Source organism: Stenotrophomonas sp. 1278 (genome assembly GCF_029892765.1).
GTDB classification, from domain to species: domain Bacteria; phylum Pseudomonadota; class Gammaproteobacteria; order Xanthomonadales; family Xanthomonadaceae; genus Stenotrophomonas; species Stenotrophomonas indicatrix.
Genome location: NZ_JARXWD010000002.1, coordinates 135,590 through 150,782 on the forward strand (window position 1 = coordinate 135,590; position 15,193 = coordinate 150,782).

17 protein-coding genes are annotated in these 15,193 nt (G+C 67.3%); 10 read left to right on the forward strand and 7 right to left on the reverse strand.

Going from position 1 to position 15,193, the window contains the following annotated elements:
- The first annotated feature begins 30 nt into the window (after positions 1 to 30).
- The 4 genes from M2299_RS02680 to M2299_RS02695 all read left to right on the forward strand — a co-directional run bounded on the left by M2299_RS02680 (position 31) and on the right by M2299_RS02695 (position 2,829).
- Positions 31 to 1,401 (forward strand): formimidoylglutamate deiminase, encoded by a 1,371-nt coding sequence (locus tag M2299_RS02680; protein ID WP_280883796.1) that lies wholly within the window; start codon positions 31 to 33, stop codon positions 1,399 to 1,401.
- Between the two features lie 28 nt (positions 1,402 to 1,429).
- Positions 1,430 to 2,158 carry a histidine utilization repressor gene (gene hutC / locus M2299_RS02685; protein ID WP_099842959.1) on the forward strand — a complete coding sequence of 243 codons (729 nt, stop codon included), beginning with the start codon at positions 1,430 to 1,432 and terminating at the stop codon, positions 2,156 to 2,158.
- Between the two features lie 86 nt (positions 2,159 to 2,244).
- Positions 2,245 to 2,427, forward strand: coding sequence for a type II toxin-antitoxin system HicA family toxin (locus M2299_RS02690; RefSeq protein ID WP_099784683.1), 183 nt, complete (start codon positions 2,245 to 2,247; stop codon positions 2,425 to 2,427).
- A gap of 9 nt (positions 2,428 to 2,436) precedes the next feature.
- Positions 2,437 to 2,829, forward strand: a complete 393-nt coding sequence (locus M2299_RS02695) for a type II toxin-antitoxin system HicB family antitoxin (protein ID WP_100436547.1) — start codon at positions 2,437 to 2,439, stop codon at positions 2,827 to 2,829.
- 46 nt (positions 2,830 to 2,875) lie between these two features.
- Here the strand turns inward: M2299_RS02695 and M2299_RS02700 are convergent, their stop codons facing one another.
- The 3 genes from M2299_RS02700 to M2299_RS02710 form a co-directional block, all read right to left on the reverse strand.
- Complete coding sequence (locus M2299_RS02700) at positions 2,876 to 3,892, reverse strand: restriction endonuclease (protein ID WP_223486009.1); 1,017 nt, start codon at positions 3,890 to 3,892, stop codon at positions 2,876 to 2,878.
- A 238-nt stretch (positions 3,893 to 4,130) separates the two neighbouring features.
- Entirely contained in the window at positions 4,131 to 4,622 is a 492-nt protein-coding gene (locus tag M2299_RS02705; protein WP_025876984.1) for a phasin family protein, read from the reverse strand.
- A gap of 81 nt (positions 4,623 to 4,703) precedes the next feature.
- Positions 4,704 to 4,979, reverse strand: coding sequence for a polyhydroxyalkanoic acid system family protein (locus tag M2299_RS02710; RefSeq protein ID WP_025876985.1), 276 nt, complete (start codon positions 4,977 to 4,979; stop codon positions 4,704 to 4,706).
- Between the two features lie 125 nt (positions 4,980 to 5,104).
- On the opposite strand from M2299_RS02710, the gene M2299_RS02715 reads away from it, so the two are divergent.
- The 4 genes from M2299_RS02715 to aroA all read left to right on the forward strand — a co-directional run bounded on the left by M2299_RS02715 (position 5,105) and on the right by aroA (position 9,859).
- On the forward strand, positions 5,105 to 5,914 hold the full coding sequence (locus M2299_RS02715; protein WP_025876986.1) for an FHA domain-containing protein: 810 nt from the start codon (positions 5,105 to 5,107) through the stop codon (positions 5,912 to 5,914).
- Between the two features lie 235 nt (positions 5,915 to 6,149).
- Entirely contained in the window at positions 6,150 to 7,235 is a 1,086-nt protein-coding gene (serC, locus tag M2299_RS02720) for a 3-phosphoserine/phosphohydroxythreonine transaminase (protein WP_025878758.1), read from the forward strand.
- 51 nt (positions 7,236 to 7,286) lie between these two features.
- Entirely contained in the window at positions 7,287 to 8,477 is a 1,191-nt protein-coding gene (gene pheA, locus M2299_RS02725) for a prephenate dehydratase (RefSeq protein WP_025878757.1), read from the forward strand.
- Positions 8,478 to 8,551: 74 nt separating this feature from the next.
- Positions 8,552 to 9,859, forward strand: a complete 1,308-nt coding sequence (gene aroA, locus M2299_RS02730; RefSeq protein ID WP_088100318.1) for a 3-phosphoshikimate 1-carboxyvinyltransferase — start codon at positions 8,552 to 8,554, stop codon at positions 9,857 to 9,859.
- A 157-nt stretch (positions 9,860 to 10,016) separates the two neighbouring features.
- Here aroA and M2299_RS02735 read toward each other — a convergent pair whose 3' ends face one another.
- Both M2299_RS02735 and M2299_RS02740 read right to left on the reverse strand, forming a co-directional pair.
- Positions 10,017 to 10,586 carry an energy transducer TonB gene (locus M2299_RS02735; RefSeq protein WP_025878755.1) on the reverse strand — a complete coding sequence of 190 codons (570 nt, stop codon included), beginning with the start codon at positions 10,584 to 10,586 and terminating at the stop codon, positions 10,017 to 10,019.
- A 118-nt stretch (positions 10,587 to 10,704) separates the two neighbouring features.
- A complete protein-coding gene (locus M2299_RS02740; protein WP_025878754.1) occupies positions 10,705 to 11,349 on the reverse strand; it encodes an energy transducer TonB in 645 nt (214 codons plus the stop codon).
- A gap of 113 nt (positions 11,350 to 11,462) precedes the next feature.
- Between M2299_RS02740 and serS the strand changes: the two genes are divergently transcribed.
- A complete protein-coding gene (serS, locus tag M2299_RS02745; RefSeq protein ID WP_025878753.1) occupies positions 11,463 to 12,743 on the forward strand; it encodes a serine--tRNA ligase in 1,281 nt (426 codons plus the stop codon).
- Positions 12,744 to 12,944: 201 nt separating this feature from the next.
- Here the strand turns inward: serS and M2299_RS02750 are convergent, their stop codons facing one another.
- Together M2299_RS02750 and M2299_RS02755 are read right to left on the reverse strand one after the other, a co-directional pair.
- Positions 12,945 to 13,295: a variant SH3 domain-containing protein gene (locus tag M2299_RS02750; protein ID WP_033831455.1), complete on the reverse strand. Its 351-nt coding sequence runs from the start codon at positions 13,293 to 13,295 to the stop codon at positions 12,945 to 12,947.
- Between the two features lie 130 nt (positions 13,296 to 13,425).
- Complete coding sequence (locus M2299_RS02755) at positions 13,426 to 14,013, reverse strand: NAD(P)H-dependent oxidoreductase (RefSeq protein WP_059064575.1); 588 nt, start codon at positions 14,011 to 14,013, stop codon at positions 13,426 to 13,428.
- A gap of 122 nt (positions 14,014 to 14,135) precedes the next feature.
- Here M2299_RS02755 and M2299_RS02760 point away from each other — a divergent pair, with 122 nt between their 5' ends.
- Positions 14,136 to 15,128, forward strand: a complete 993-nt coding sequence (locus M2299_RS02760) for a LysR family transcriptional regulator (RefSeq protein WP_025878750.1) — start codon at positions 14,136 to 14,138, stop codon at positions 15,126 to 15,128.
- The last annotated feature ends 65 nt before the right edge of the window (positions 15,129 to 15,193 follow it).

The window sequence follows — 15,193 nt, forward strand, 5'->3', positions numbered from 1 at the left end:
ATATAGGCGTCCAATTCGGGTTGTCCAGCCATGTCCGATTCGCGTTCCGCGCACTCCTTCCATGCCGCCCACGCCCTGCTGGCCGACGGCTGGGCCGCCGACGTCCGCCTGCAGGTGCAGGACGGGCGCATCGCCGAGGTCACGCGTGGGCAGGCTGCGCAGCAGGGCGATACCCGCGTGGGCATTCTGGTACCGGGCCTGCCGAACCTGCACAGCCACGCCTTCCAGCGCGGCATGGCCGGCCTGACCGAGATCGGTGGCGGCGACGGCGACAGTTTCTGGAGCTGGCGCGAACTGATGTACCGCTTCCTGGCCCGTCTGCGCCCGGATGCAGTGCAGGCCATCGCCGCCCAGGCCTACATGGAGATGCTGGAAAGCGGCTTCACCCGTGTCGGCGAATTCCACTACCTGCACCACGATGCCGATGGCCGCCCCTACGCCAATCGCGCCGAGATGAGTGTGCAGATCGCTGCTGCGGCCGCGCAGACCGGCATCGGCCTGACCCTGCTGCCGGTGTTCTACGCCCACGCCGATTTCGGTGGGGCGCCGCCGAACCCGGCGCAGCGCCGCCTCATCCATGATGTAGACGGGTTCGCGCAGCTGCTTGATGGCGCCCGCACCGCGCTGGCCACGCTGCCCGATGCGGTGCTCGGCATCGCCCCGCACAGCCTGCGCGCGGTGACGGGCGAGGAGCTGAGCGCACTGCTGCCGCTTACCGATGGCCCGATACACATCCATATCGCCGAGCAGGTGCGCGAGGTCGAGGCCTGCCTGGCGTGGAGTGGCCGGCGACCGGTGCAGTGGCTGTACGAGCATGCCCCGGTCGATGCGCGCTGGTGCCTGGTGCACGCCACCCACATCACCGACGACGAGCGCGCGCAGATGGTCGCCAGCAACGCCGTGGCCGGGCTGTGCCCGATCACCGAGGCCAACCTGGGCGACGGCCTGTTCCCGATGCAGGCCTTCGCGCGCGAGGGCGGGCGCTTCGGCGTGGGCTCCGATTCCAACGTGCTGATCGATGCCGCAGAAGAGTTGCGCCTGCTGGAATACGGCCAGCGCCTGACCCTGCGGGGTCGCAATGTGTTGGCTCCGGATGCCGGCCGCAGCACTGGGCGTTTCCTGTTCGAGGGTGCGCTGCAGGGCGGTGCCCAGGCGCTGGGTGTGGCCGCCGGCCTGCAGGTGGGTGCCAGCGCAGACATGGTTGAACTGGATGTCGCGCACCCGGCGTTGCAGGCGCGACACGGTGACGCATGGCTTGACAGCTGGGTGTTCGCCGCACGTAATGGCGCGCTGCGATCGGTCTGGCGCCATGGCCGCCAGTGCGTGGCCGAGGGCCGCCACCTGCAGCGCGAGGCCATCACCAGCGCCTTCGCCGCTGCCCTGCGTGGCGTGCTGGGCTGATCGCCTCCCACCATCGAGACTCCACCCCGTGAAGGCCAGCAAGTCCGCCACGCTCAACCAGCGCATCCGCAGCGACCTGGAAAGCCGCATCCTCAGCGGAGAGTGGGCGCCGGGCTTCCGTATTCCGTACGAGCACGAACTGATGGAGCAGTACGGTTGCTCGCGGATGACGGTGAACAAGGTGCTGACGGCGCTGGCCGAGAGCGGCATGATCGAGCGCCGCCGCCGAGCGGGCTCCTTCGTGGCTCGACAGCCACCGCATCTGGAGCAGGTGGCGCTGGAGATCCCTGACATCGCAATGGAGGTCGGATCGCGCGGACATCAGTACGGCTACCGGCTGCTGCAGCGTGAACTGCGCCTGGCCGAGGCAGCCAATGCCGGCGAAGTGGAACTGGCCGGCAGTGAGCAGTTGCTGGCGATGCGCTGCCTGCATCTGGCCGATGGCCGGCCGCTGGCGCTGGAGCATCGCCTGATCAGCCCGGTCGGCGTGCCCGAGGTGCTGGAGGTGGATTTCAGCACCACCGCGCCGGGCAGCTGGCTGCTGCAGAACGTGTCGTGGACGCGCGCCCAGCACCGCATCAGCGCCTGGGGCGCCGATGCGTCCACCGCCAGGCTGCTGGACGTGAAGCCCGGTACCGCCTGCCTGGTGATCGAGCGCCTGACCTGGCGCGGCGAACAGCCGATCACCCGCGTGCGCCAGATGTTCCTGGGCGATGCCTGGGACCTGGTCGCCCGTTTCGCACCCGGGGCGCGATAGCGGCGGACATTCCCTTCGCCGTGGCGTTGCCGGCTCTGTCGTCTTGCGCTCTGTCGGTGCGTGTGTACGATGTGTATGGTTCCTGCATGAAAAGCAGGGACCTCATCCGGGAGCTGGAAGCGGCGGGCTGGTACTGCAACCGGATCCGCGGATCCCATCATGTATTCGTGCATCCGTACCGGCCTCACATCATCACCGTTCCTCATCCCAAAAAGGATCTGGGAAAAGGGTTGGTGCAGGCACTGCGGAAGCTTGCGGGACTGACGTAGGAGGCCCTCATGCGATATCCAGTCTTGATCGAGGCCGGTGATGAACGCACCGCGTGGAGCGTGATCGTGCCGGACCTGCCTGGCTGCTTCTCGGCTGCCGACACACTCGACGATGCATTGACGTCTGCCGAAGAGGCGGCACTGGCATGGATCGACGCCGCGCTGGATGCCGGCCGCTCGATTCCACGCCCTTCATCGCCACAGAAGGTGGTAGCCGAGGCCGGAGCTGCAGCAGGATGGATCCTCGCTTACATCTGCATCGACCCTTCGTTGCTGGATGACACCATTGAGCGCGTCAACATCAGCTTGCCGCGCCGTGTCCTTGCGCGCCTGGATGCGCAGGCCAAGGCGGCCGGCGAGTCGCGCTCCAGTTACATCGCGCACCTGGCGTCACGGGGCTGACGATACGGCGACCGGGCACGCGCCCGGCGCTACACCCGGCAGCCCATCAATACGTCGCGCACTGCCGCCAGCGCACCGGCTCATCCACACCGGGGCGGGCGTTGAGCTGCACGCGCACGTTGCGCAGGGCGGGGTAGCGCAGCACTTCCTGGCACACGCGTGGCCACACCGTTTCCAGTTCACCGGTGCGGTTGATGGCCAGCGTCTGCCGGGTCAGCCAGACACCGCTGGCGATGCCGGATTGCCCCGCCAGCGCGCGGGCCAGTTCGGCCTGGTAGCGGTCCAGCGTGGCGGCGTCCGGGTTGGGATTGCTGCGCGCATCGTCGGCATTCTGCGGCGCGGCTGCGGCGACCATGGGAGCGGGCGCATTGGCGGCGCTTTCCGGCGCGACGGGCGTCGGCAAAGGACGTGCGGCCGGCGGCGCGACAGGTGCAACGGCGGGTGCCGGGATCGGGTCCGCCTGTTCCGGGCGCAGGCCCTGCAGGCCAAGCCCGACCAGCAGGCCCAGCGTCACTGAAGCCAGTGCGGCGATGGCAATGCGGCGCAGCGCCTCATGGCGGGCGATCGCGCGCACGCGGGTGTCAACATCGACCGGCAGGTAGGGCTGCAGCAGTGGCCACAGGCGCGGACCATCGATTACTTCCACTGCCTGCTTTTCCGCCGCGCCCAGGCCATCGCGTTCAATCCGGCCTTCGGTGATCAGCATGCCGCCCTTGGCGCCTGCCAGCCGCGCGGCAGCACCCAGTTCGTTCACCGCAGCGGTGCCGATGCGATAGGCCAGGCCGTGCTTGCACGACACCCGCCAGGTGTTCGGTCCATCGCTGAGCAGGAAATCGCTGCTCGGCTCGCGGCTTTCCTCGCTCGGATCCTGCAGTTCACGCAGGCCGCGCTGCTCGCGCAGCATGCGCTTGATCAGCGTGGAAAACTCACGCCAGTGCATGCCCGCCAAGGCCCGCAGGCCCAGTTGCATTTCGGTACGTCGACGCTTGAACCACCACAGGTACACGGTGGCCAGGGTGCAGGTAAGCAGGGCCGACAGCAGGGCCAGAATCCAGGGAAGCATGCAGGGCGACGACGGAAGGGGCGAAAACGGAAGCCCACAGTGTAAAGGGCCGACCGGTTGATTGCGTCAGGGTGTTCCCGACAACAACCGTGATGCAGCCCGCAGATCCGCACGTGCCAGACACGAAAAAACCCGCCAATCCTGAAGCCGTGAGGGGAGGGAACAAACGGCAGCCGAAGCGATTGGCGGGTTCTACGCGATTGTCAACGAAAATTTATTGCGTTGCAACAAAGGCGGTTCAGGGCGTGCTTCCCGGCGACTGGTGGCTGCCCGGCGAGGGAGCATCCACGTCGGTGGAGGCACGGTGTTCGAGCTTGGCCAGGCGCGCGGTCAGGGCATCGATGCGGGCTTCCAGCGCGGTCACCTGATCGGCGGTCGGCACGTGCAGTCGCTTGAGTACGCCCTGCACCTGGTCATCGAAGGCCTTGTTGACCTTGTCCCAGGTTCCGGACGCCTTCTCGCGGGCTTCGTCCAGCGAGTGCTCGACGTTGTCGCGCCAGCCCGGTTCCTGCTCGCCGCTGCGTTCACGGCGGCGGGCTTCCCAGGCTTCGCCTTCCTTCACCAGGCCATCGAAGAAACGGCCTCCCTCTGCCTGCGCGCGCCCCAGGGCGCCCAGACCGGCCAGCCAGACCTGCTGTGCCGAATCGCTCAGCTTGCGCGAAAAGCGCTCTGCCTGGTCGCCGAAGCCGGCATCGTCGTCGCGGCGATCGTCATTCTCGTAACGGTTCATTGCATTCCCCGTGGGAGTTGGGCCTATCCCCGAGAGTAGCGCGGCGCGCCGTTGCTGGGCCGTGATGGCCGCAGCGCAGGTTCAGCCCAGCTTTTCCTTCAACACGCGCTGGATCTCGCTTTCGACCATGCCCTTCATTGCCGACAGCAGGAAGCCCAGCTTGGCCGTGACCCGCACCGCGCCCGGCTGCAGTTCGATCGCACCGTCCACGCCACTGCCGGAGAAATTCAGCACGTCGGCGGCCCACGACGACTTCAGGCCGAAGCGTTCGCCCAGCTTGGCGGCAACCTGCTCGATCGCTTCACGTGCCTGGGTGTCGGGCAGGGTGTGGGCGTGGCGGACATCGATGGTGGACATGCAGGCTCCTGGCGCAGGGCGGGGATCAATTGAGAGGGCGAGCATTGTGCGCATCGACGGCGCCCACGCCAAGCGCTCATCGCAGGTTCTTCTTCGTGGGCGGCCAACCTGCTAGTCTGCGCCGCGTGCAGAACCTGCTAGTTCACTTCAGTCAACAACAACAGCCCGACCAGCCGCTGCGGCCCGGGGTGCAGCGCATCGTGCGCCAGGCAAACGGCAGCGTGCGCCTCGGTGATGCCGGCAACGGCGCGCTGCTGCTTGCGCAGTTCTGCATGGACGACCGCGGCCTCTGGCTGCAGGTCGGCAACGGTATCCGTGGCATCCATGTGAATGGTCGCCCGGTGCGGCGCATGGCCCTGCTGAGGGCGGGCGACGCGGTCTACGTCGATGGCGTGGAAATGGTCCTGCAGGGCGAGGTCGACACCCTGCTGCAGGCACCGGCGCCGGCAGCCAGCGTCGAAGGCAGCGGTGACGAGCAGCGCCTGCTGCGCGGTGTGGGCGGCCTGCACCACGGCCGCAGCTACCCCCTGTCGCGCGCGCGGGTGATCGGCCGTGGAAGCGATGTCGACATCGAGATCGATGAACCCGCCTTCGCCGAACAGCACGCGCGGGTGGAAGTCCATGGCGAGCGGGTACTGCTGCGCGACCTGGGCAGTGCCGATGGCACCCGGGTCAACGGCGTTGCGGTGCGCCACTGCTGGCTGCAGGCCGGCGACCAGGTGGTGTTCGACGGCCAGCACCGGTTCGTGCTGGAAGTGCCGCACGACCCGCGCCGGCGACCGCCACTGGCCGATGACGAAGGCAGCGACGAAGCCGAACAGGCACCGGTGGTACCGGTCGCTCCGCGTCGGGTGCGGCGCTGGCCGTGGCTGCTGGGCAGTGCGTTGCTGCTGGCAGCCGTGCTCAGCCTGCTGCTCTGGTTCGGCGCGCGCTGAATTGGTTCCGCCGGGCATGGCCCGGCGCTACCGCCCGGACCAACCCGCTTTGGGTAGTGCCGGCCGCTGGCCGGCAACCTCGGTGAACCAAGGTGATTGCAGTTGCCGGCCAGCGGCCGGCACTACCAGTGCAGCCGCGGCAATGGATACGGATGCAACCAAATTTCCCTTGCGCCACAAGGCCGCAAGGCTGATGCAGTGCGGCATACTAGGGGTCTTGCCCCACAGGTGTGCCATGACGCGCGCGTTCAACTTCAGTGCCGGCCCTGCAACGTTGCCGGAATCGGTCCTGCGCCAGGCGCAGGCGGAAATGCTGGACTGGCACGGTAGCGGTGCCTCCATCGTGGAAATGAGCCATCGCGGTCCGGAGTTCATGTCCGTGGCCGCCGAGGCCGAGGCCGACCTGCGTCGCCTGCTCGACATTCCCGAGGACTATGCGGTGCTGTTCCTGCCCGGTGGCGCCACCACCCAGCAGGCGTTGATCCCGCTCAACTTCGCCAGCCCCGGCCAGCGTGCCGACTACGTGGTCACCGGCCACTGGGGCAAGACCGCAGTCAAGCAGGCCAGCCCCTACGTGGACGTCAACATCGCCGCCAGCAGCGAGGCCGAAGGGTATCGCCAGCTGCCCGAGCGCGCCGGTTGGCAGCTCTCTCCCGACGCCGCGTACGTGCACATCACTGCCAACGAGACCATCCACGGCGTCGAGTTCCGTGATGTGCCCGAGACCGGCAACGTGCCGCTGGTGGCCGACTTCAGTTCATCCATCGCCAGCGAGCCGCTGGATGTGCGCCGCTACGGTGTCATCTATGCCGGTGCGCAGAAGAACCTGGGCCCGGTCGGCATCGCGGTGATGATCATCCGTCGCGACCTGCTGGAGCGTAGTGGCCAGCCACGCGCGGACATCTTCGATTACCGCTCGCACGTCGCCCGCGATTCCATGCTCAACACCCCGCCCACCTGGAACTGGTACCTGGCCGGTCTGGTGTTCAAGTGGATGCTGGCCGAAGGTGGCGTGGTCGAGTTCGCCAAACGCAACGCCGCCAAGGCCGCGCTGGTGTACGGCGCCATCGATGCCTCCGGCGGCTTCTATCGCAACGAGGTCGCCCATTCGGCGCGCTCGCGGATGAACATCCCGTTCTTCCTGCCCAACACCGACCTCGATGCCCGTTTCGTCGCCGATGCCAAGGCCGCCGGCCTGCTGGCGCTGAAGGGTCACAAGGTGGTCGGTGGCATCCGCGCCTCGCTTTACAACGCCATGCCGCTGGCCGGGGCCGAGGCGCTGGTCGCCTTCATGGCCGATTTCCAGCAGCGTCACGGCTGAGCAATGAACGGCGCGCATCGTCGGGTGCGCGCCCCGCAACAAGGAATTCCGATGGCAAGCAAACCCAGCAAGAAGGCGTCGAAGAAGGCCGAGCCGGCCAAGGACAGCGCCACTTCCAAGCCCAAGGGCAAGTCGAAGGCAACCGCGGTGCCGACCCTGGCGCCACTGGCACTGGCCGATGTGCGTTCGAAGATCGACCAGATCGACCGTGACATCCAGAGCCTGATCGCCGAACGCGCACAGTTCGCCCACCAGGTCGGCAAGGCCAAGGGCAAGCTCGCCGCCGCCGTCGACTACTACCGCCCCGAGCGCGAGGCGCAGGTCCTGCGCATGGTGGTGGATCGCAACGAAGGCCCGCTCAGCGATGAGCTGCTGGTGCACGTCTACCGCGAAATCATGTCGGCCTGCCTGGCCCAGCAGGAGCCGTTGAAGATCGGCTACCTCGGTCCGGAAGGTACCTTCAGCCAGCAGGCCGTGCTCAAGCACTTCGGCCGCTCGGCGCTGGGCCTGCCGATGGCCAGCATCGAAGAAGTGTTCCAGGAAGTGGAAGCGGGCAACGCCGATTTCGGCGTGGTGCCGGTGGAAAACTCGGGGCAGGGCACCATCCAGATCACCCTGGACATGTTCCTCACCTCCAACCTGAAGATCTGCGGCGAAGTGGAACTGCGCGTGCAGCAGTACCTGATGTCGCGCAGTGGCCGCATCGAGGACATCGAGCGCGTCTACGGCCATCCGCAGTCGTTCATGCAGACCTCGGCATGGATGCGCGCCAACCTGCCGAAGGCCGAGAAGATCCCGGTGGCCAGCAACGCCGAAGGCGCGCGACGCGCGCGCAACGCCGACGATGCCGCGGCCATTGGCGGCGAGAGCGCCGGCCATGTGTACGGCCTGAAGAAGGTCGTCACCAAGCCGATCCAGAACGATGCCGACAACACCACCCGTTTCCTGGTGGTGGGGCGCAACATCTTCCCGACCTCCGGCCATGACCGCACCTCGGTGCTGGTGTTCATCCATGACAAGCCCGGCGCGCTGTTCGATGTGCTCAGCCCGTTCGCGCGCCATGGCATCAGCATGAACCGCATCGAGTCGCGTCCCTCGCACCACGGCAAGTGGGAATACGGCTTCTTCATCGACCTGGCCGGTCACATCGACGACGCGCCGATGCAGGCCGCACTGGCCGAACTGGAAGCGCACTCGGCGCAGATCAAGGTGCTTGGCTCCTATCCGGTAGCCGTGCCCTGATCCCTGCTGCGGCGGCTGCGGCCGCCGCCCCTGATGCACCGCCGGCGAGCCGGCGTTTACGGAACCATTCAACGATGAGCAATGCGCAGCACTGGATCGCCCGCAAGGGCCAGCCCCTGCAGGGCAGCCTGACCATTCCCGGCGACAAGTCGGTCTCGCACCGCTCGGTGATGTTCGCCGCGCTGGCCGATGGCACCTCGCATATCGAAGGCTTCCTGGAAGGCGAAGACACCCGCGCCACCGCGCGCATCTTCAGCCAGCTGGGCGTGCGCATCGAAACCCCCAGTGCGTCGCAGCGCGTCGTGCACGGCGTCGGCATCGATGGCCTGCAGGCACCCAGCGCACCGCTCGACTGTGGCAATGCCGGCACCGGCATGCGCCTGCTGGCCGGCCTGCTGGCCGGTCAGGCATTCGACTGCACGCTGGTCGGCGACGAATCGCTATCCGGCCGTCCGATGCGCCGAGTCACCGGTCCGCTGTCGCAGATGGGCGCGAAGATCGACACCGAGGAAGACGGCACGCCGCCGCTGCACGTGCACGGCGGACAGACGCTGCACGGCATCGACTTTGCCTCGCCGGTGGCCAGTGCGCAGATCAAGTCCGCCGTGCTGCTGGCCGGCCTGTACGCGCACGGCGAAACCAGCGTGACCGAACCGCACCCGACCCGCGACTACACCGAGCGCATGCTGTCCGCGTTCGGCGTGGACATCGCGTTCTCGCCGGGCAAGGCCCGCCTGCGTGGTGGCCAGCGCCTGCGCGCGACCGATATCGTCGTGCCGGCCGACTTCTCCTCGGCCGCGTTCTTCCTGGTCGCGGCCAGCATCATTCCCGGCTCCGAACTGCGCCTGAAGCAGGTCGGCCTCAATCCGCGCCGTACCGGCCTGCTGCACGCGCTGCGCCTGATGGGCGCGGACATCACCGAACAGAACCCGGCAGAGCAGGGCGGCGAACCGGTGGCCGATCTGCTGGTGCGCTATGCGCCGCTGAAGGGTGCGCGCATTCCCGAGGAGCTGGTGCCGGACATGATCGACGAGTTCCCGGCATTGTTCGTGGCCGCTGCTGCCGCCGAAGGCCAGACCGTGGTGACCGGCGCCGCCGAACTGCGGGTGAAGGAATCCGATCGCCTGGCCGCGATGGCGACCGGCCTGCGCGCGCTGGGCATGCAGGTGGACGAAACCGAAGATGGCGCCACCCTGCACGGCGGCGTATCGCTGGGCAGTGGCACCATCGAAAGCCACGGTGATCATCGCATCGCGATGGCCTTCGCCATTGCCGGCCAGATCAGCCATGGCGAAGTGCGCATCAACGACATCGCCAACGTCGCAACGTCCTTCCCGGATTTCGACGGACTCGCACGCAGCGCCGGCTTCAACCTGGCCTGAGGTAGTCCCGGCGCCGCTGCGCTGGCCGGGCATGGCCCGGCGCTACCCTTCGGCGCCTGTTCCGGTAGCGCCGGGCCATGCCCGCCGGAATCCCAATGCGCGCGCAAAAAAAACGGAGGCCGAGGCCTCCGTTTTCATTTCAGGCGTCAGCCGGCGATCAACGCTGTTCGGTACGGAAATCCACCGGCACGCGTACCACGCTCGCCACCGCACGGCCCTGGTGCATGGCCGGCTCGAACTTCCAACCCTGCACGGTGTTCAGCACGGCACGGTCCAGGTCGCGGCTGCGCTCACCACTGCGCGACACGATCGCAGCGTCGGTCACGTTGCCACGCGTATCCACGTTCAAGCTGGCAACCACGCTGCCCTGCACGCCACTGCGCAGCGCGGCGGCCGGATAGCTGGGCTTGCTGTTGCTCGCCAGCGGACGCGCCTCACGGTTACGTACGGCCGGGGCTGCCTTGCGCTCGCTCTGCGCGGGCACGGCCTGTCGCGCAGCCGGGGCGGGCGTGGCGGCGACCGGCGTTTCCGTGGCCGGCAGCATGCGCTCGCTTACCGGCGCAGGCGCAACGTCGTCATGGCTGGAGAAACGCAGCCAGACCAGTGCCGCGGCGAACATCGCCACGATCAGGGCCAGCCACAGCCAAGGGGAGGTCGAGCGCGGCTCGAGCGCGCCATCCTGCTGCAGTTGCGGCGAATGAAGGTTCTCGTGGGTGGTGGCAGTCATCGCAAACTCCTCACGTCAGTAACGACGCCCAGAGTGTTGCCCGAGGCGGCGTCGAAGCGTGTCAGCATTGCGTCAACGCAACCTGCAAGGTTCAGCTTTTCTGCGGGGAAGCGTTCAGTTACTGCGGCTTGAAGTCGAACGGCACTTCAATGCTGCCGGGTACCGGCTGGCCATTGCTGACTGCCGGGCTGAAGCGCCAGCGACGCACCGCGTCCGTCGCTGCACGGTCCAGCTCGCGCGAACCGCTGCGCTGGATCACCGTCACGTTGTTCGGGTAGCCGGTGGCGTCCACCTCCACCCGCACCACCACGCTGCCCGCTTCACCGCGTCGCAGGGCGGCGGCCGGGTAGGCCGGCGGCGGCGACTGGCCGGCAATCGGCATCGGCTGCGCATTGGCGGTTGCCGGTGCCGCAGTACCCGGCGCGGCCGGAGCGGGTTCAACCGTGGCCGGTGGCGGGGGCGGGGCGGTTTCCACCAGCTTCGGCGCATCTTCCTCGTCCGGCACCGGGGCCGGCTTGGCGTCTGGCATGTCGCTGGAACCGGCCGCCGCGGCCAGTGGTTCGGGCAGCGGTTCCACCTGGGCGGTTTCCTGCGGCGTCTGCGCGGCCGGGTCGGCACGGAAGAATTCCTTGTCGCGTCCGGTCAGCCAGACCAGCACGAACAGCAGGATGCCCACGCCGAAGGCGATGCCGGCGATCTTCAGGGCGTTGCGCGGGATATGCACGGTGAACGACTTGGCAGGCGACGGACGGGGAGCAGACATGGACCAGACCAGTACGGAATGCCTCGATTCTGCCACGGCCGGAATGAACCGGGCGGCAGAATTCCGTATAACAGGCGATAATCCCGTTCCTGTTACCCACCACGACGCCTGCCATGCTTGATCCAGCCCTGCTCCGCCACCAGCCCGCCGACCTCGCCGAACGCCTGCGCACCAGCCGCGGCTTCGAGCTCGACGTGTCTGCCCTGGAGTCACTGGAGGCCGATCGCAAGCGCATCCAGGTGCGTACCCAGGAGCTGCAGAGCCTGCGCAACAGCCGTTCCAAGGCCATCGGCCAGGCCAAGGCCAAGGGCGAGGACGTTTCGGCCATCATGGCCGAGGTTGCCGCGTTCGCCGATGAGCTGAAGGCCTCGGAAGTGGCCCTGGACGAGCTGCGCGAGAAGATCGACACGATCTCCATGGGCATCCCGAACATTCCCGCCGATGACGTGCCGGCCGGCGCCGACGAGAGCGAGAACGTCGAGCAGTCGCGCTGGGGTACCCCGCGCCAGTTCGATTTCAAGGTGCTCGACCACGTCGAACTGGGCGCCCGCAACAAGTGGCTGGACGGCGAGACCGCCGCCAAGCTGTCCGGTTCGCGCTTCACCGTGCTGCGTGGCCCGATTGCCCGCCTGCATCGCGCCCTGGCCCAGTTCATGCTCGACCTGCACAGCGGCGAGCATGAGTATCAGGAAACCAACGTGCCGGTGATCGTCAACGCCGACAGCCTGTACGGCACCGGCCAGCTGCCCAAGTTCGAAGAGGACATGTTCATCACCCAGCTGGGTGAGCAGAAGCGTTACCTCATCTCGACCTCGGAAATCTCGCTGACCAACATCGCCCGCGACGAGATCCTCGACGCCGAGCGCTTGCCGCTGCGCATGACCGCCCATTCGCTGTGCTTCCGTTCCGAAGCCGGCAGCGGTGGCCGCGATGTGCGCGGCATGATCCGCCAGCATCAGTTCGAGAAGGTCGAGCTGGTTTCGATCTGCCGCCCGGAAGACAGCGACGCCGAGCACCAGCGCATGACCCGCTGCGCCGAAGTGGTGCTGGAGAAGCTGGGCCTGCCGTACCGCAAGGTGCTGCTGTGCACCGGCGACATGGGCTTCTCGGCCATCAAGACCTACGACCTGGAAGTCTGGCTGCCGTCGCAGGAGACCTACCGCGAGATTTCCTCGTGCTCGAACTGTGGTGACTTCCAGGCCCGCCGCATGCAGGCCCGCTGGCGCAACCCGGCCACCGGCAAGCCGGAGCTGGCGCACACCCTGAACGGCTCGGGCGTGGCCGTCGGCCGCGCGATGATCGCAGTGATGGAGAACTACCAGAACGCCGACGGCAGCATCACCGTGCCCGAAGCCTTGCGGCCGTACATGGGCGGCATCGAAACCATCGGCTGATCAGCCGGTAGCGCCGGGCCATGCCCGGCGGCATTTTGATGGGTGCCGGCCATGTCGGCACCGCATCCACGCATGGCGTGGATCTACTGAGGCGGTGTGGCATCCACGCATGGCGTGGATCTACTGACGCGGTGTGGCATCCACGCGCTGGAGGTTTGGGCTTTGCAGTAGATCCACGCCATGCGTGGATGACGCAATCCATCAACCTGCTACGCGCAACTTCTCCAGCGGTACCCAACCGGCCTCGCCAGCCGCCGGCACACACCACGCCCACCCATTGAGCGTGCGCACGCCGCGCAGGTGCTGCCCCGGGTCCACATCAAGCTCCCGCGCGCAGTAATCCTCCGTGGCAAACGCGCCACCCTGGGAATCGCGACCGATCACCGGCGCCGGTACGAACCCCGGCTGCTGTCCCTCGGCCTCGCACAGAAACCAGTCCTCCCAACCCTCGGGCCCCTCATAACGTTCGCCCACCACCAATGCCTGGCCACGGTGCAGGGTGATCGGGTGCGGAAATTCGCTGCGGTGCGCAGCCATCACGATGTAGTCCATCGCCCCATGGTGGCAAAAAAAAGCGGCCCCGCAAAAGCAGGACCGCCAGGGTGGGCCGGGATGGGGGAGGGAATCCCGGCCCGCGTTCAGCGCCCAGACGAGGGAGAGAGGCGCCGAACGCTGGAACGCGTTACGCCGCTGCCACTTCCGCCGGCTCATGCGACGGCAGCGCTGCCAGTGCACCGGCAATCGCGTCTTCGCGGTGCTGCGGCGAATAGGCGATGCCCTCGGCACGCACGAACTCGATGTCGTTGATGCCCCAGAAGGCAAACGTCTGGCGCAGGAAGGGCTCCTGGAAGTCCGCCGGCGAATCGGTGTAGATGCCGCCACGGCTGCTGACCACGATCACCCGCTTGCCACCGGCCAGGCCCACCGGGCCGTTCTCGGTGTACTTGAACGTGCGCCCGGCCACCGCCACGCGGTCGATCCAGGCCTTCAGGGTGGAGGGCACGCTGAAGTTGTACATCGGCGCACCGATCACCACGATGTCTGCGGCCAGGAACTGCTCGAGCACCTGTTCAGCATCAGCGGCCTCGGCCGGGTCGGTCTTGGCCAGCGACCCGCTGCGCAGATGCGGTACCGGATTGGCGTCAAGATCGCGATAATCAACCTGCAGGCCGTCGATCTGCTGCTTGAACTGGGCCACCACGGCGGCGGTCAGGTGGCGGGAGACGGAGTTGTCGCCAAGCACGCTGGCGTCGATGTGCAGAAGCTTCATGGCAGTACCTATGTTCGGGAGAGGTGGCGGGCTTGCCGCCGACGGAGAGAACGATAGGTTGTTGCATCGACGGGATAAAGGTGGTTGAATGCCACGTATTGTTCTATCAATGGAACTCGGGTATGCATGACCTGAATGATCTGTACTACTTCGCGATGGTGGTCGACCACGGCGGTTTCGCCGCCGCCGAGCGCGCACTGGGCATCCCCAAGTCGCGCTTGAGCCGCCGTATCAGCCAGCTGGAAACCGACCTGGGCGTGCGCCTGCTGCAGCGCTCCACGCGCCGCTTCGCCGTTACCGACGTCGGTACCAGCGTGCACCGCCACGCCCAGACCATGCTGGCCGAGGCGCAGGCCGCGCGCGAGGTGGTGGACCGCCTCAGCGCCGAGCCGCGCGGCCTGGTGCGCGCCAGCGTGCCGGTGTCGCTGGCGCAGATGCAGCTGCCCAAGCTGCTGCCCAAGTTCCTCGAGCAGTACCCGAAGGTGCGGCTGCAGCTGAACATCAGCAACCGCCGCGTGGATATCATCAACGAAGGCTATGACGTGGCCCTGCGCGTGCGTTCGCGGCTGGATGACGATGGCAGTCTGGTGATGCGCAGCTTCGGCCAGGTGCAGGAACTGCTGGTGGCCAGCCCGAAATACCTGGACCGTGCGGGCCGCCCGAAGGACCCGGAAGAGCTGGCCAACCATGTCACCTTGAGCATCAGTGAAGACGAGGCGCGCCAGCGCTGGGAACTGCACGGACCGGAGGGCGCGGTGCGCCGGGTGGACCTGCAGCCGCGCGTGGCTGGCTTCGATTTCCCGCTGCTGCAGAGCATGGTGAAAGACGGCTTCGGCATCACCATGCTGCCGGAAACCGTCTGCGCCGATGCCGTGCGCAACGGCGAGCTGGAAGTGGTGCTGCCGGACTGGTCGCTGCCCCAGGGCGTGTGCCATGCCGTGTTCGCCTCGCGTCGCGGTCTGCTGCCGGCGGTGCGGGTATTCATCGACTTCCTGGCCGAGCACCTGCCACCGCAGCTGGAGGCCTCGCGCCTGGATTGCGGTGGCGCCTGCGAGAAGGCCAAGGAGCGGATCAAGGCCAGTGCACTGGGTGCGTTGGCGGTGGACGCGGGCTGAGGCCAGCCTCCGATGGAACAACGGTCTTGGGCAAATCGCCCGGCCGTGCGAGAATACGTGCCCGG

Bases quoted from the DNA above. Each gene is read 5' to 3' on its own strand.
- M2299_RS02735 (WP_025878755.1), bottom strand. From the start codon at position 10,586: ATGACTGCCACCACCCACGAGAACCTTCATTCGCCGCAACTGCAGCAG.
- serC (WP_025878758.1), top strand. From the start codon at position 6,150: ATGACGCGCGCGTTCAACTTCAGTGCCGGCCCTGCAACGTTGCCGGAA.
- M2299_RS02695 (WP_100436547.1), top strand. From the start codon at position 2,437: ATGCGATATCCAGTCTTGATCGAGGCCGGTGATGAACGCACCGCGTGG.
- M2299_RS02710 (WP_025876985.1), bottom strand. From the start codon at position 4,979: ATGTCCACCATCGATGTCCGCCACGCCCACACCCTGCCCGACACCCAG.
- M2299_RS02680 (WP_280883796.1), top strand. From the start codon at position 31: ATGTCCGATTCGCGTTCCGCGCACTCCTTCCATGCCGCCCACGCCCTG.
- M2299_RS02705 (WP_025876984.1), bottom strand. From the start codon at position 4,622: ATGAACCGTTACGAGAATGACGATCGCCGCGACGACGATGCCGGCTTC.
- aroA (WP_088100318.1), top strand. From the start codon at position 8,552: ATGAGCAATGCGCAGCACTGGATCGCCCGCAAGGGCCAGCCCCTGCAG.
- M2299_RS02700 (WP_223486009.1), bottom strand. From the start codon at position 3,892: ATGCTTCCCTGGATTCTGGCCCTGCTGTCGGCCCTGCTTACCTGCACC.
- M2299_RS02690 (WP_099784683.1), top strand. From the start codon at position 2,245: ATGAAAAGCAGGGACCTCATCCGGGAGCTGGAAGCGGCGGGCTGGTAC.
- serS (WP_025878753.1), top strand. From the start codon at position 11,463: ATGCTTGATCCAGCCCTGCTCCGCCACCAGCCCGCCGACCTCGCCGAA.
- M2299_RS02750 (WP_033831455.1), bottom strand. From the start codon at position 13,295: ATGGACTACATCGTGATGGCTGCGCACCGCAGCGAATTTCCGCACCCG.
- M2299_RS02755 (WP_059064575.1), bottom strand. From the start codon at position 14,013: ATGAAGCTTCTGCACATCGACGCCAGCGTGCTTGGCGACAACTCCGTC.
- M2299_RS02760 (WP_025878750.1), top strand. From the start codon at position 14,136: ATGCATGACCTGAATGATCTGTACTACTTCGCGATGGTGGTCGACCAC.
- pheA (WP_025878757.1), top strand. From the start codon at position 7,287: ATGGCAAGCAAACCCAGCAAGAAGGCGTCGAAGAAGGCCGAGCCGGCC.
- M2299_RS02740 (WP_025878754.1), bottom strand. From the start codon at position 11,349: ATGTCTGCTCCCCGTCCGTCGCCTGCCAAGTCGTTCACCGTGCATATC.